Genomic DNA, 14,216 nt, shown 5'->3' with positions numbered 1-14,216 from the left:
TGTCTTATTTATTAAAATATTGTAATTGAAATGTGCTTTCTAAATATTTTACTAATGCAGTCTGTGCTTCCAGTTCCGATTGAATTGCTTCTTTTATCAACTGCGTAAATGCAGTATAATCAATTTCGCCTTCTCTATATGCCAGTAATGCACCTGTTTTTTGCTCTTTTGTTAATGGTAAAACTTGGTCTTTGTAAAACTCCCAAGATGTTTTCCATTTCATATAATTTTCTTTAGCCTGAACAAACCTTGATTGTACTTCCTGTTTTTTGAACGCTACATTGGTTTCCGCTATTTCTTTATCAATTCTGGCACTTCTAACTTGTGCTTTGCTAGAACCTGATAAAAACGGAACTGAAATTCCTGCTTGATAGGTGTAAAATCCTGAATTGCCATTTACTTTTTGTAAACCACCTTGAAGATTGAACTTTGGCAAATTATCTGCTTTTGCAGCTTTATATTTAGCTTCCGCTTCATCTACAATGTTCTGCGACATACTGTACAATGGATGACTTTCAATACTGAATGTTTCCATATCACTATCTATCGCTACCTCAAATTCATCTGAAACTGTAAAAATTTCTTCTGATACCAACCACAAATTGAATTGCTGTAAGGCAATAAGATAATTACTATAGGCTTGCGCTTTTTTATTCTGAATTTGAAACGCTTGATTTTTTGCTGCCGAATATTCTAATTTAGAAATAGCTTCGACTTCATAATTTAAAGCTACTGCTTGCTCGAATTTGGAATAAATGGAATCCAATTCCTTATACAAATCATAGTTTTGTTTCATTTGATAGCAATTAGACCAAGCTTTTTTAACTTCCAATTCTAATTCCAACTCGGAAAGTTGAAAGGCTTTTTGTTCCAATTGAATGCGTTGTTCTTGTAGCTTCTTTTTAGAACCAATGCCAAATACATCGATATTTGATTGACCAATACCAATGGTTGTATAGATGCCATTTCCATTATCAATTTCTTCTCCACCTGTAAAAATTTGAGTCGTTCCGAAATCATAGGCAGTCGATTTTAATTGTTCTTGTTTTGTAATTTCCAACTGCTTTTGCTTCAATAATGGATAATTACTTTTTGCGAGTTTAACAGCTTCCTGTAATGAAATTTCGGGAATTGTATCATTCAACTCTTGTGCATTACTTTGTGGTGAAAAGCCAAATAGTAATAATACAACTGTTGTTGCTGTTACTAACTTTTTATTTGGCTTAAACGTAAAAGATTTGTTTTCTACCCAATGATATAAAATTGGTAAAACAAATAAGGTAAGCAAAGTTGAAGTTAATAATCCACCAATAACAACCGTTGCCAATGGACGTTGTACTTCTGCACCAGCTGATGATGAAATAGCCATTGGTAGAAAGCCTAATACATCTGTAAAAGCAGTTAGCATAATAGGTCTGATTCTTCGTTTAGTACCTTCAACTATTCTATCCTTTAGATTGGTTACACCTTCTTCTTTTAATTCGTTGAGTCCGCTTATCATTACCAAACCATTTAAAACTGCAACACCAAACAGCACAATAAAACCAACACCTGCCGAAATACTAAATGGCATATCACGTAACCACAACGCCACAACACCACCAATAGTTGCCATTGGAATAGCTATGTAAATCATTAAGGTCTGTGGTAAAGATTTTAATGCAAAATATATTAGTATAAATATGAGTAACAATGCAATAGGCACAACGGTTTGTAATCGGTTGCTAGCACGTTCTAAATTTTCAAATGCACCACCATAACGAATAAAATAACCTGATGGTAATTCTAATTGTGCATCTAATTTTGATTTAATTTCAGTTACTAACGATTTTACATCACGTCCTCTAACATTAACACCTACATAGGTTCTTCTATTGGTGTTATCTCTACTGATTTGCATTGGTCCTGCTTTATAGCTTACATCTGCAATTTCACGTAAAGGAATTTGAGCACCCGAAGGTAAATTGATATACAGGTTTTGAACATCTGAAATATCCTTACGGTTTTGATCGCTTAATCGTACTACTAAATCGAAGCGTTTTTCACCTTCAAAAATTACACCTGCTGTACCACCTGCAAATGCAGATTGTACGGTTTGATTAAGCGTATTTATTTGAAGACCATATTGCGCCAATTTATTCCTGTTGTAATTGATTGTCATTTGTGGCAAACCTATTGTGGCTTCCGCTTTCATATCACCAATACCTTCAGTACCTGCGATAATTTTAGATATTTCTTCGGCTTTTTGAGATAGAATATCAATGTCTTCACCATAAAGTTTTATAGCAATATCTTCACGAACACCTTCTAATAACTCGTTAAAACGCATTTCAATAGGTTGTGTAAACTCATAATTAACACCAGGAACCATTTCAACTGCTTCTTTCATTGCTTCAATCAATTCATCTTTTGATTCTATAGTAGTCCATTCACTTTTAGGTTTCAGAATTACAAAAACATCGGCAATATCCATAGGCATCGGGTCGGTTGGAATTTCGGCAACACCAATACGACTCACAATTTTATCAACTTCTGGAAATTTTGCTTTTACTATTTGTTCTATTTTGGTAGTAGTTTCAATAGTTTCTGTAAGTGAACTACCTGGTTTTAAAATAGCGTGAAATGCAATATCACCTTCATCGAGTTGCGGAATGAACTCGCCACCCATTCTTGAAAACATAAAAACGGTTATTCCGAACAACACAACTGCAATACCAATTACCCATTTCCCTTTTCGCAAGGCTCTAACCAATAAAAGTTGGTATTTATCTTCAACCCAATGCACAAATCTATCTCCATAAGATTTTTTATCGTTTTTAGGTGCTCTTAATATTAAAGCTGACATCATTGGCACATAGGTTAAACAAAGTACCATTGCACCAATCATAGCAAAAATAAAGGTCAAAGCCATTGGTTTAAACATCTTTCCTTCAATACCTTGTAAGGCTAAAATGGGTAGAAAAACGATAAGGATAATCAACTGACCGAAGAAGGCAGCATTCATCATCTTTTTTGAAGCATTAGAAGCAACTTTATCTCTTTCTTTAGATGTAAGTTGTTTCTTTTTCAAAACTTGTGATGCTATAAGAAAAACAGTGCTTTCAACAATAATTACAGCACCATCTACAATGATTCCGAAATCAATTGCTCCTAAACTCATTAGGTTTACCCAAACATCAAAAACATTCATTAAAATAAAAGCAAATAATAAGGATAATGGAATAGTAGAGGCAACTATTAAACCTCCTCGCCAATTACCTAATAAAAAGACCAACACAAAAATGACGATTAATGCACCTTCAATAAGGTTAGTTGTTACTGTAGAAGTTGTTTCGCCAATTAATTTACTTCGGTCTAATAATGGTTCAATAATTACGCCTTCTGGTAACGACTTTTCAATTTGAGTCATTCGCTCTTTTACATTGGCAATAACATCATTGGAATTAGCTCCTTTTAGCATCATTACCAATCCACCTACAACTTCTCCTTCACCATCTTGGGTTAATGCACCGTAACGAATTGCAGAGCCAAATTGTACCGTAGCAATATCGCCAATAGTGACAGGTATATTATTAATATTCTTGACAGTGATTTTTTTAATGTCCTCTAAACTTCTCACCAAGCCTTCACCACGAATAAAATTGGCTTGATGGTTCTTTTCAATATATGCACCTCCTGTATTTTGATTATTGGCTTCAAGTGCATTAAACACATCTGTAATGGTAAGGCCAATAGCATTTAAATCGTTTGGGTCAACCGCTACTTCGTATTGTTTTATTTTTCCACCAATAGCGTTTACTTCTACCACACCAGGAACCATTGCCATTTGACGCTGTACAATCCAGTCTTGCATTGAGCGTAAATCTGCAATGTTGTATTTGTCTTTAAACTCTGGTGCAACTTTTAGTGTGTATTGGTAAATCTCTCCTAAACCTGTTGAAATAGGACCCATTGTAGGTTCGCCAAATCCAGCAGGTATTTGCTCTTTGACTTTGTTTAGTTTTTCGGCTACTAATTGGCGAGGTAGATATGTTCCCATATCATCATCAAATACAATAGTAACCACAGATAAGCCAAAACGAGAAATTGACCTTATTTCCTGAACATCAGGAAGATTGCTCATTGCCACTTCAATTGGATAAGTAACAATTTGCTCAATATCTTCAGTACCTAAATTGGGGGATTGTGTTATAACCTGTACTTGGTTATTGGTAATATCTGGAACAGCATCTATTGGCACTTTGGTCATACTCCAAATACCTGTTCCGATTATGGTAAGCGTAAGCAAACCAATAATGAATTTGTTATTGATTGAAAAATCAATGATTTTATTAATCATAGAAAATGTATTAATTCAGTTAAACTATTCGATACAATTCTGATATAAGAAAATAGAATTACACAAAATGAAATGAACCCTTTAGGCTCAAAATTGGATATAGCTATCCATTAAAAAACTGAATTATGCTTTAGGTGGCTGGAAAAGTGATTCCAAATATCTGGAAGTGAAGTTTACTTTATGTAAATTATATTGTTTTTTCTCTTCAAACTTTAATCGATTGGTTAAAGCCAAATTATTGTTCGCAATAATTAATACCAAAGGGTGACAACATTGATTATGGGAATGGACTGGTGTATTCTCCTTATCTGGGTTATGATGATGCTCTTCATTTTTAGCATCGCTCTCAATGTAATCTTCAACTACATATTCAAAGAAAGAGTCTCCATAAACTTTATGGTCTTGATAATGGGTAATTACATTTGAAATTTCTTTAATTGGACCACAAAAGTCCATATCTATGCTTATCCCTTGAAAAAAGAATAAAATAGACATTGATATGGAAACAAATATTTTCATATAATTTATACAAATATACAAATTATTGAATGCAATGGTGTTGCAAATAAATTGATTGGTAAATTACAAAAACCATAGAGCATCTTTAGCATCGTCTGGAACGCCATTATTAAAACGCGGTGCTATTTGTGCTACCATTTCAGGATATTTAATTGTGATTGGTACATTTTGTTGTCGAAGTGATTTCCAATACAATCTGCTAAACTGATATACTTGTGTTAATAGTTCTAACACTACGTCTGCATCTTCAAAAGCATCTTCATCTGGACTGCTTACCTTAATTTTTATTGGAAACGGATAACCATCTGTATCTGCATATCTCTGTGAATTAGGGTAACGCGCATTATTAAACAGTAGGAATTGATTTTCGCTAATACGTATGTATGTGCCACTTACAGGCATTAACTTTTTGTTCCAATTAAGGTCGTAAGCAATAATATCTTCTGCTTCTGTTTTATTGATATTTAGAATGTAAAGCGGAATTTTTAACCCTAATGTATGCATCCCTCTAATAATTGGTTTTAGTTCCTCGTAACTCATTTCCTTATAGAAGTGAATGACTACTTTATCTGCTTCTGCAACCGATGTAAAATCTCTAATGGCTTTACATATACTTCCTGCCAATAGGTCTGTTTCGCTTTGGTAAAAATATTCGAACTTTCTAAATAAGCCATTGTTTTGAAAACTAAAGGCACTTGCTATATACCGCCTGTTTTCGCCTTGATTGGTAAATGCACCAACACCAATTACTAATTCTTTTTTATCGGTTACTGCAAGTTTCCATGGTGCACCACCTAATTTAGCGTGAATAGCCAATGCCATATTTTGTAATGAAAATTGGAAGTTGTATTGATTCTCGATATTGACCACCATTTTTTCATAATCTACCACTTGTGTAACAATGCCTTCATTTAAAAACAGTTCTTTGATTTGAATATAGATTTCGCGGTCTTCGGGATTTTGTGTGAACTTATCGAAAGGACTTAAATAAAAAGCTGCGTAAAGCACATTATCGTGGTCGAAGGTTAAACTCTCTAACTTTTCAACTATTTCTGGTATTGGGTCGTTTTCGTTGGTAAATTCAATGAAGTGTTCTTTGGATGATGATGCTTTAATGTTCACATAGGCTTCTAATCCTTTATAATAATTCTTTTCTGTATTTACACCTTCCTTTAAATTTTGATAGAAAGACAATACCGAATCTTTATGAGAAGTATGGCAAATGAAAAATATCTTGATATTTTGATTGTTTGGACGTCTGTAAGGGTTTAGGATATTCATTGCCTTTTTAGGCACTAAATGGGTTTTCTTGTTACCGTATTGGTCTTTACCAAATTCCAATAAACCTACTTGTGGGTCGATATGGTTGATACGATTGAGTGGCACATCTATAAACGTATCAGTTTTAAATGGAAATATGACTTTAAAATCTTCTTTAAACAGATAGTTGGTTGCAAAATTATTAATAAGTGCTACGTACTTTTGATATTTATTAATTGGTCTTATAGGTTCCTCAATAGGTATATCTAATGCTCGTGCTAATGACAAATTAAAAATTGGGTATGCTTGGTCAAACTGAATAGCATTGTAAAATTCTTGTTTTTCCTCTGTATCGAGGTCCATTTGGTAATTGAACGTTTTTTGACCATATACACAACGTTTTATTAACTCTGAATCCTCTATATCCTTAACCGATGTTGTAAGGACTTTTGAAGTACCATCGTATGATACAATTAACTCTGGTAAGTCTGTGAGTTTTGCAAACTGTATCTTAAATGAAAATTTATAGTAGAGGTTATAGTCTGCTGTATTCCCTTTTTTTGAAGGCATCCACACTTGTACATCACCAACGAAGTTTTTTACTACTATATAGTCTTTCGATTTAAAATAGCTTCTTAATTTATGTTTAAGGAATTGCTTATAAATTCTTAATTCTCTACCATCTACTAAATTTAGCTTAATGCTTGGTGCATCTGGTATTTCTGTTGTAAATGTTGTAAATATTTGGTCTTTGTTAGATAAGTCTGCATCTGGAAACACCTCTTTTATCTGCCTTGAAAATTTAGATTTATGGATAGGATGACTACCTTCAATATCCTCTAAAGTTAAATAAATAGTAGGCGCACTATTAGGCCATTTAAAGTTTAGTATGTTGGTTTTGAGGTGTTCTTGCATAAATGAAATTATATTGTAATTTTACATAGAAGGTTGAACTTTATTATTGTTATCAACTAATAAATCTTTGTTTAGTAGTCTATTTACAGACTGCATATCTTGGTATGTAGATTTAGCACGCTCTATTATTTTTTCAATAATTTTATCAGAAACTTCCATTTGTTTCACCAAGCCTAAACCAACCAAATAATCTAATAAAAAGGATATATACAATAGTTCAAACTGTGAAAAAATATTGTTTTTTGTTTTAGTGCGATGTATTAAATAATCTCGATGACGAACAATCTTTGATACATATGTTTTAATATCATCTTCTGGAATATTAGTTATATCGACTAATAATTGCTTTTGTTCTAATAAATCTTTGGCAAAAGATGAGTTCTTAATCTTATTACCAAATTTCAAACTATAAGCTTCGAAAGCTGTATAGGAATTTGTAAATCGCCTACTATGGCTCGTTTTAACCGAGAGTAAATTTTCGATAATAATATCAGCACAATAACCTATGCCTTCATTGTTATACCAATGCTTAATTATATTGGACAAATCATCTTTAATATTATCATAGTCAAGCGCTATAAAACCAGATATGTTTTCTTTGTTGAAATCATCCTTGTAATATAACGAAGCCCAATTACCACAGCTTAAACATTTAAAATTAAAAGCTTTAAATTGTACAGACTTACCGTATAAAAAATGAAATAATTTTTGAAATGAATTATATAAATCTATACTCTCAAGAATACTCAATTTTTTTTCTGATTTAAAATCGACATATCCAACATTGTCCATTCTAAAAAAGTTGTGGTTAGAAGTATATGATGTTGATTTTGTGATTTTAATAGATAAGTCTTCAGTAATATTCGTATTGTGGACTACGTCATCCTCTTTTTCAAGTTTGTCTTCTAAAGAATTATACCAATGCATTTTTCTAACCCAACTCACTATTGCTAAATTGTCAATTTGAAATTCATTAATTTTCAAACCTATAGGTTCAATTAAATGATATGCACAAGCAAACGTATATTTAGGCTTATAAGTTTTAGTCTCTACTATTCCATTGCTACTGTTTTTAATCTTGCAGTTTACAAAAGTTAAATAGCCTAAACCTGTAAAAACCCCATAAATTAACTCTATTTGATAGGCAGGTAATCTTTCTGACAAATTGGTCGTTATGTGTACTTCATCATTAATTAACTCTAATACACAAAAGCACTTATTATCCTCTGCAGATTTAAACCATACCTCGCCATAATATTTATTCTCTTTAAACATAAATTACTTTAAATCCTAACCCTTTTTTACAATCTTACTAATTTTTTCTTCAGCTATTTTGAGGATTTCCGTACGCTCCTTTTCATTTTTGAGCATTAGTACAATTTGTTCGGACATCCATAGCTTAATTAATTCGTTTTCGTCTTCTTTTAATGTTTTGGCAAAAGCAACTACTTGTTCGCGTCTTGCCATCCGATTTCCTCGTTCTATTTTACTTAAATAGGCAACATCCATATTTAGGTTTGCAGCCATTTCCCTTAATAGCAAATTGCGTTTTTCACGCAATGAACGTATGTACTCTCCAAACTCCATAATAGAATTATTTAGACTTGTCAAATTTTGTCTAATTTAACAAAAGGAAACCAAAGGAAAATTAAAAGATATAAACACTTATTAACAGGTAATGAGGATATTAAGGATTTGAGGAAGTCAGTTTAATCATTTCCTTAAATCCTTAAAATCCTTAATTACGTCTTTGCAGGATTTGAATAGTTATTGTGTGCTTCTCTATGTATTAAACCTGCTTCTACAAATTTGGTAATATAGCCTTCTGCGGTTTTGTGCGGGATGCTCTGTTTTGTCGCTAAATCTAAATACTCTTGCCTGCTAAATTGCTTTGGCAAACTTTCTAAAAAGCGTTCTTTTCTATTTGAACGTTTTGTGGCTTTCTGCTCTATTGGCAAGTCGTTAAACACTTTACTACTGTGTTTTACTAAAATTGAAATTATGGTTATAGCGTTTTCAAAATCTATATCCTCACATTCTTTAGTTGCGTTTACATCACCATCTTCCATAATACGGAATGCTGTGAATAGCATCATTATCCTAAATGCAATTAAGCCTAACCGCCTTATTGTTGCAATGTATTCTTCGGGTTGTAGGTTGATGTATTTGGTTTGTAAGGATTCAAAAAACGTATTGAATTGCTGTTGTTGGGTTGTGGTTAATCGTATTTCAATCTCTGGATTGTTTTTTAGCGTTTTGTACAATTCTAAAAACTCACTACCTAATTGGTTATAGTAATCATCTAAACCTACTTTATTGCTATTTTGAAACACGTTTTTCCAAGTTGGTTTAATATTCATATAGTAAAACATAAAACGACTAAACAAACCATTTTCTGCGTTGGGTATTAGAGTCGCCACTTGTTTAGGTGTACCTGATAATACTGTTGATAAACACGGTTTTTCAATATCTACATATTCTCTATCTGTTCTGCGATAATAGCTTATAGTTTCGTGATGAAAGGCTTTACGAAAACCATCGGAATAATTACCATAATCGCTTTTAAAGGCTTGTGCTAACGTATCGCCTTCGGTTTCAAAAATTAACCCTCTGCCTTTATTATCAGAAATTAATTGATATACGCCTGTTACACTATTGTTAGCAGGAATAAACAGCATTCGTTCTGGTGGCTTACTTGGTTTTTCTAAATTTTCATCTTTGCCTTTGTTCATATTGTAAGTAGCAGTTTCTGCTTGAAATTGCTGTTTTAGCACTTTGGCTTGTTCTCGTTTTAATTTGTGTACAGGCTCTACCAAATTTTTAATTTGGTTAAGCCTTCCTTTACCTGCAGATGCAGGTGCGGTTACAAATAAATATAAGTTGCTGAACACTTTACGTTGGTCATAGATTCCGAAGAGTTTAGGAAAACACGCACTAAATGCTGTTAATGCGCCTAATAACAAAATGTCCTTTTCTTCCTGTCCATTAGCAGGATTTACAACTTGTTGTAAAAACTGTGGCAAATTCTCATATACCTTTTCTGGTATCGTTGGCATTGATTCGTTAGGTATATCAACAACAGTTGCAACGCTTGTTGCAACTTCGTTGTTGTACTGTTGTTTAGTCGGTTTGACACCTGACTGATGTGCGTAATGGTAGAAGGTAGCAATTGTAATTCCGTGTCCTTTTGCGTTTAGACATTTATCAAATTGTGCATCACATTCTTTGGTATCGTAACCTACATAATTTTTACTTATTCGGTGGAAATAATCTCTTCCTGCTTCTCCGTATTCTTCTGCTAATGCAAAGCCTAAATCTCTCCAAGTGGCATAACTTCCTGTTATGTCTGTGCTTGATTGCTCGATTGCTGAAATGTAGGATTCAATGTCTGTATCAGCAACAGCAACAACATTGGTTGTTGCTGTGTTGCTTTTTGGTTGATTTTGCTCTTTAGGAACTTCTAACCAATCTTTTGGATTAAATATTTTACTCATAATGCTTGATGTCTTTTATGCAGAAAGGCCGTTGGGTCGTATGGTAAAAAACACGCTCTGGATACGTCTTTACCCGACTGGTCAACCTCAATGTTATAATTGTGTTTAATGTAATTTGCTACTGCTGTGAAATATTCTGTATGTGATACTTCTGAAATATCTATTCTGATAATCCATTTTAGGCCATCACCAGATGGTGAAATAAAGAGCATTTCGGTTTCAAAATATTCATCATTTAAGAGCTGTGTTCTTAACTCTTGTAGATTCTCTAAATGGTCAAAATCAATGGTTAATAAATTAGAATGCTTTAGCAAATTGTTATCGCTTCGTTTTTCAAATGTTCCTGAAAGTGTTACGTAATCAAAGCGATTCGCTTTGAATTTACGCGCTTCTTTTATATTGGTAATTGCTCTTAATTCTTCAGTAATCTTTTTGTATTTATTACTTGTGATTAATGCAAATACTTGATGTAATCGCAAGGTTTCCGAAGGAAACACATTGCGAACAGGTGCTTTAAAAAAGCTACAGTTGGCATACCACGTATCGTCTGGTTCATTAAGCCATTCCAATTCGTCTTTTTCCTTGACTTCTAAATTTAGATGTAGCTCTTGATTTATCTTCTGGTACAAATCTTCTTCATCGGTTATTCTAAAATGATATTGTGCAAAATCGAATACATCACCTTTAAAGGCTTCTAATTCTGTATCTCGATGTGTTGCTATAATACCATCAATATGAATCCGTAAGGTTTCTTTACCACCATTAAAAGGGTTTCGAGTTATCCCACAGTCCCTTCCTTTTACAGAAAGGACTGTTTGATTAGGATAATACTGTCTCAACACATAGGCATAGATTTTTAAACCATAATGTGTTTTGTCTAAAATTGCTTCTCTACTTATTTCCATCTTGCTTGAAATTATGGTTGTAGTAGTTGTCTTGAAGCAACTGCTCTATGTCAGCAACTTTATAGTAAAATTTACCTTTTACTTTGCTGTAAGGCAAAGTGCCATTGGTTCTTAAAGTTTGTAGCGTTCGCTTACTTATATGTAAGGTCTGCAATACATCTTGATTGTCTATCCACGTATCTTTTAATACTTCTGCTCTCGATTGTCGTAACAATTCGATACGTGCTTTAATGTCCTTTATTTCTTGAGAGAGCGTTAAGAGTAAATCGATTATTTCAGTCATAACTTCACCGCTCCTTTCTTAATTAGGTAATCGGCAGCTTGCTGTTCGATTTCGTCTCTTGAGTCCATACGGTTACGCAGTAACCAATGGTCTAACTCTTCTCGTTGGAAATAAATCTTTTTACCATTCGGTTTATAATGTGGAATGGTTCCCGTACTTGTAAGTTTATACAAGTGCGATTGGGATAATTCTAAATACTTGCAAGTTTCATTAAAGTTTAATACTTGCTTTTGCATTGCTTGTTGCTCTAACAAGAGTTTTTCAATGCGGTCTAACTTTTCGATGATATTTGTGTCCATCGTTTATTTTGTTTTAAATAAATGAGGACATCTGGCCAAATGTCATTCTTGGTTTTCAAGAACAGGACAAAGGTTGAAAAAGAGTGATTTTTAAAGTGTGAGAGTTTTATATGAGTGTGAGAATACAATGAGATTTCTATATAAACTCATTGTTTTTTATTGTATTTGTTTGAAGATATTATCAATAGTTTCCTTTTTTAGAGGTGATTTACTTTTTGAATAGAGATTTTGAGCTGTCAATGGTTTACCTAATTTCGTATAAAATAAACCTGTAGATTCAATTAATGCTGGTGATAAATTTTTAAAGTAAGGTTGCAATCTTTTTACCACATATTTAAACTCGGTTGTTTTACAATCTAAATAGATTTTCTTTTGAAAACCTTTAAAATCTTTTGCTAATAATAAACTTTGAAAATCCTTGACTTCAGTTTTGTTATCAAGTAAATCTATACTTAATTGAAGTTTGTTTAAAATCCTATATAACCAATCTGAATCCTCTTTTAAATAACCAAATGAGGTTTTTGGTTTGCTTTTCAATTTAGGTGGTTTTTTAACTACCTCTATTTTATCTGCTTCTAATTTTACATATATAGAAGCATCAAAATTCGTTTCGTTAAAATACTTTTCCGCTATTTCTTGAATTGAGAATAAGGTAGTATTTGAAAATTGACCGTATTGCTCTTGTAGTTCAGCATACAACCTAATTACAGATACTTTTAAGTAGTTTATGATATAATTGTCATCATTGTTGAAATCTGCTGTTATTCCTCTTTTATTGATATAAGTTGAAATGTCATTTAAGTACTTATCAAATTTATTAAGTAGAATGATATAGCTGTATTTATTTTCTGGTGTAGTTGCATTTTTAGGAAATTCCTTTACAAATGAAGCTATTATATTTTCAGTTTCATTAAATATTAGCTTTTGATAGTATTCTTTTTTGGCGTTTAAAGGTTTTTTAAAGGTTACTTTAAAAACTGCGTTATTGGCTTTTTGGTTCAATTTAAAATCAGACAACAAGTATTTAAAATCCTTTTCCTGTCTATTATCTCTATGTAAGCCATTGGTTATAGAAACCAAACTTGAAAATATACTTCCTTTCATTATAAATCCAGTTGAATACGGTTAGCAGCTTCTTTCTTTTTATCGTCAATTACTTTGGCATATATCTGTGTAGTGCGTAACTCTTTATGACCTAATAATTTTGATACAGTATATATGTCTGTACCCAAAGTTAATTGTAAGGTAGCGTAGGTATGACGCGCACAATGAAACGTAATAGTTTTAGTAACACCTGCCTTCATCATCCATTGTTGTAATTTTAAATTAGACCAGGCACTATAATGTAAGCCATCAAATACTTTATCGTCTGGATTACCTTTTTCTCCTAATAGATTTCTTGCTTGGTCTGATATTGGTAAGGTTTCGACACCTTTAGTTTTCTTTTGTCTAAATCGGATATAATATCCCATTTCTTTTGAGTGCTGGATTTCTGACCATATCAGTTTTTCAATATCTGACCAACGTAATCCGGTTAAAGCTGAAAAAATAAAAGCGTTCTTTAAGATAGGCAGTTCACATTCTGTATTAACTGCTTTTTGTAATTCATCAAGCGTTAAAAATTCTCGTTGAGGTTCTCCTTGTTTAAAATACTCTACACCATTTGCAGGATTTACTTTTAAAATTCCATCCTTGACCGCCTGTTTTAATGCCGCTGAAAATTTACCATAATACGAATATTTTGAATTTTGAGACAATTGCTTACCTGCTCTACCTATTGCTTCTTTATCTAAATACTCTTTGAAACGCTCAACAAACGATTTGTCTATATCTTGAAAACTAACATCTGTTGGACAAAACTTTTTTAAATGTTTTAGCATACTATTCCAATTACCATAATTGCCAAAGCTTGTATTTTTCTTTTCTGCTAAAGCTGTGATATAAGTAATAAAACTACCTTTTAGCTTTTCAATATCTTGAAAGCCATAAATACCATTTTGAATTTCTATTTGTCGCTGTGCACATATAGTTTCAGCCAATTGTTTGGTTTTCTTATTAACCTCTCTTTCAGTTTTGGTTTTAGGATTAGGTGTAAGGTATAAGCGTAAGTATTCTGTTTTACGTTTGCCTTTATGATAGTAATCTAAATACAGACTTATTTTGTCGTTCTTCTTGCGTTGTCTTAATGTTACTTTCATAATG

The 14,216-nt window shown here is 32.6% G+C and carries 11 protein-coding genes; all 11 read right to left on the bottom strand.

Annotated features, from left to right (window positions below):
* Positions 1 to 4 precede the first annotated feature (4 nt).
* Positions 5 to 4,339, bottom strand: a complete 4,335-nt coding sequence (locus ACVC3Y_RS03810; protein WP_452226161.1) for a CusA/CzcA family heavy metal efflux RND transporter — start codon at positions 4,337 to 4,339, stop codon at positions 5 to 7.
* Between the two features lie 123 nt (positions 4,340 to 4,462).
* On the bottom strand, positions 4,463 to 4,795 hold the full coding sequence (locus ACVC3Y_RS03805) for a hypothetical protein (RefSeq protein WP_452226160.1): 333 nt from the start codon (positions 4,793 to 4,795) through the stop codon (positions 4,463 to 4,465).
* Positions 4,796 to 4,921: 126 nt separating this feature from the next.
* A complete protein-coding gene (locus ACVC3Y_RS03800; protein WP_452226159.1) occupies positions 4,922 to 7,033 on the bottom strand; it encodes a Piwi domain-containing protein in 2,112 nt (703 codons plus the stop codon).
* 21 nt (positions 7,034 to 7,054) lie between these two features.
* Positions 7,055 to 8,308 carry an ApeA N-terminal domain 1-containing protein gene (locus ACVC3Y_RS03795; RefSeq protein ID WP_452226158.1) on the bottom strand — a complete coding sequence of 418 codons (1,254 nt, stop codon included), beginning with the start codon at positions 8,306 to 8,308 and terminating at the stop codon, positions 7,055 to 7,057.
* A gap of 15 nt (positions 8,309 to 8,323) precedes the next feature.
* The gene (locus ACVC3Y_RS03790; protein WP_038507003.1) at positions 8,324 to 8,620 is read right to left on the bottom strand and encodes a helix-turn-helix domain-containing protein; all 297 of its coding nucleotides are present in this window, start codon (positions 8,618 to 8,620) and stop codon (positions 8,324 to 8,326) included.
* Positions 8,621 to 8,775: 155 nt separating this feature from the next.
* Positions 8,776 to 10,527: a DUF3987 domain-containing protein gene (locus ACVC3Y_RS03785; RefSeq protein WP_452226157.1), complete on the bottom strand. Its 1,752-nt coding sequence runs from the start codon at positions 10,525 to 10,527 to the stop codon at positions 8,776 to 8,778.
* Positions 10,524 to 11,432 carry a BT4734/BF3469 family protein gene (locus ACVC3Y_RS03780; RefSeq protein ID WP_452226156.1) on the bottom strand — a complete coding sequence of 303 codons (909 nt, stop codon included), beginning with the start codon at positions 11,430 to 11,432 and terminating at the stop codon, positions 10,524 to 10,526. Before ACVC3Y_RS03780 ends, ACVC3Y_RS03785 begins: the two co-directional genes overlap by 4 nt.
* Complete coding sequence (locus ACVC3Y_RS03775; RefSeq protein WP_013622771.1) at positions 11,419 to 11,715, bottom strand: helix-turn-helix domain-containing protein; 297 nt, start codon at positions 11,713 to 11,715, stop codon at positions 11,419 to 11,421. The genes ACVC3Y_RS03780 and ACVC3Y_RS03775 overlap by 14 nt, the downstream gene beginning before the upstream one ends.
* The gene (locus ACVC3Y_RS03770; protein ID WP_452226155.1) at positions 11,712 to 11,951 is read right to left on the bottom strand and encodes a helix-turn-helix domain-containing protein; all 240 of its coding nucleotides are present in this window, start codon (positions 11,949 to 11,951) and stop codon (positions 11,712 to 11,714) included. Before ACVC3Y_RS03770 ends, ACVC3Y_RS03775 begins: the two co-directional genes overlap by 4 nt.
* 219 nt (positions 11,952 to 12,170) lie before the next feature.
* Positions 12,171 to 13,118: a DUF6617 family protein gene (locus tag ACVC3Y_RS03765; protein ID WP_452226154.1), complete on the bottom strand. Its 948-nt coding sequence runs from the start codon at positions 13,116 to 13,118 to the stop codon at positions 12,171 to 12,173.
* Positions 13,118 to 14,212: a phage integrase SAM-like domain-containing protein gene (locus tag ACVC3Y_RS03760; RefSeq protein WP_452226153.1), complete on the bottom strand. Its 1,095-nt coding sequence runs from the start codon at positions 14,210 to 14,212 to the stop codon at positions 13,118 to 13,120. Before ACVC3Y_RS03760 ends, ACVC3Y_RS03765 begins: the two co-directional genes overlap by 1 nt.
* Positions 14,213 to 14,216: the final 4 nt, after the last annotated feature.

The organism is Lacinutrix cladophorae (assembly GCF_053604645.1).
Note: the sequence above shows the minus strand (reverse complement) of the source record. Positions and strands in the feature narration are given on the sequence as shown.

What these genes read in the sequence shown, in the direction of transcription:
- ACVC3Y_RS03810 (WP_452226161.1), bottom strand. Translation starts at nt 4,339, where the DNA reads ATGATTAATAAAATCATTGATTTTTCAATCAATAACAAATTCATTATT.
- ACVC3Y_RS03805 (WP_452226160.1), bottom strand. Translation starts at nt 4,795, where the DNA reads ATGGACTTTTGTGGTCCAATTAAAGAAATTTCAAATGTAATTACCCAT.
- ACVC3Y_RS03800 (WP_452226159.1), bottom strand. Translation starts at nt 7,033, where the DNA reads ATGCAAGAACACCTCAAAACCAACATACTAAACTTTAAATGGCCTAAT.
- ACVC3Y_RS03795 (WP_452226158.1), bottom strand. Translation starts at nt 8,308, where the DNA reads ATGTTTAAAGAGAATAAATATTATGGCGAGGTATGGTTTAAATCTGCA.
- ACVC3Y_RS03790 (WP_038507003.1), bottom strand. Translation starts at nt 8,620, where the DNA reads ATGGAGTTTGGAGAGTACATACGTTCATTGCGTGAAAAACGCAATTTG.
- ACVC3Y_RS03785 (WP_452226157.1), bottom strand. Translation starts at nt 10,527, where the DNA reads ATGAGTAAAATATTTAATCCAAAAGATTGGTTAGAAGTTCCTAAAGAG.
- ACVC3Y_RS03780 (WP_452226156.1), bottom strand. Translation starts at nt 11,432, where the DNA reads ATGGAAATAAGTAGAGAAGCAATTTTAGACAAAACACATTATGGTTTA.
- ACVC3Y_RS03775 (WP_013622771.1), bottom strand. Translation starts at nt 11,715, where the DNA reads ATGACTGAAATAATCGATTTACTCTTAACGCTCTCTCAAGAAATAAAG.
- ACVC3Y_RS03770 (WP_452226155.1), bottom strand. Translation starts at nt 11,951, where the DNA reads ATGCAAAAGCAAGTATTAAACTTTAATGAAACTTGCAAGTATTTAGAA.
- ACVC3Y_RS03765 (WP_452226154.1), bottom strand. Translation starts at nt 13,118, where the DNA reads ATGAAAGGAAGTATATTTTCAAGTTTGGTTTCTATAACCAATGGCTTA.
- ACVC3Y_RS03760 (WP_452226153.1), bottom strand. Translation starts at nt 14,212, where the DNA reads ATGAAAGTAACATTAAGACAACGCAAGAAGAACGACAAAATAAGTCTG.